We start from the raw sequence: 1127 nt of genomic DNA, 5'->3' as shown, positions 1-1127 counted from the left end.
GCGCGTACTGCAATGGGCCGCCGCCGTCGAGCAGGGGTCCGAGCACCCGGTGGCCGCCGCGATCGCCCGGTACGCCGCGGCATCCGTCGCAGACCTGCCGACCGTCACCGACTTCCGCACCATCCCTGGCCGGGGCGCCGCGGGCGTGATCGACGGCCGCGAGGTCGTCGTCGCGAGCGTGCCCCACGCGATCGACGAGCGGATGCCGCTCCCCGCCGACGTGCGCGACGCCGTCGACGACGCGGCGGCATCCGGCCGTTCGAGCGTCGTGCTGGCCACCGACGGTGTCGTGGAGGCGGTCTTCACTGTCGCGGACGAGGTGCGCCCGAGCGCGAAGGCCGCCGTCTCCCAACTGCAGCGCATGGGGCTCTCGACCGTGCTGCTCACCGGCGACACCGCGGCCGCCGCGCGCCGCGTGGCCGACGAGCTCGGCATCTCCGAGGTGCGCGCCGAAGTCATGCCCGCCGACAAGGCCGGGGTCATCGCGGCGCTGCAGGCCGACGGGCACCGGGTCGCGATGGTCGGTGACGGCATCAACGACGCCGCCGCCCTCGGCACCGCCGATCTCGGCATGGCGGTCGTCTCCGGAACCGACATCGCGCTGAAGTCGGCCGACATCATCCTGGTGCGCGACGACCTGCGGGTGATCGCCGATGCGATCGCCCTGTCGCGGCGCACGCTGCGGACCATCCGCGGCAACCTGGTGTGGGCCTTCGGCTACAACGTTGCCGCGATCCCCCTGGCTGCGGCGGGCCTGTTGAACCCGCTGATCTCGGCCGCGGCGATGTCGCTGTCGTCGGTGCTGGTGGTCTGGAACAGCCTTCGCCTGCGGTCGGCGAAGGCGCGTCGCTAGCGGCATCCGGGGCGGATTCCACCGCCGTCATCCGGGCGTCACAAACCCGTGCGAGGATACCTCGGTGCAACGCTCCGTCCTCGCCGAACTCGACCTCGATCTCACCTCGACGACCGACCTGATCTTCCAGATCTCGGCCGCTCAGAACGTGCAGACCTCGAGTGAGAATCTGACGTTCCGTCAGGGTGAGCGCATCTACACCCCGACGGAGATCGTCGATCAGTCCGGCAGCCGCCTGCACCGTCTCACGGCCGAGGCGGGCGCCCTCGAGGTG

At 71.5% G+C, this 1127-nt stretch carries 1 protein-coding gene; it reads left to right on the top strand.

Features of this window, described 5'->3' with window-relative positions:
• On the top strand, window positions 1–853 hold an 853-nt coding region (locus ASG00_RS18180; RefSeq protein ID WP_235559502.1), incomplete at its 5' end, for a heavy metal translocating P-type ATPase.
• Window positions 854–1127: the final 274 nt, after the last annotated feature.

Origin of the sequence: Microbacterium sp. Leaf351 (assembly GCF_001423825.1) — a bacterium.
GTDB lineage: Bacteria > Actinomycetota > Actinomycetes > Actinomycetales > Microbacteriaceae > Microbacterium > Microbacterium ginsengisoli.
This window is presented reverse-complemented; position numbering and strand designations above follow the sequence as displayed.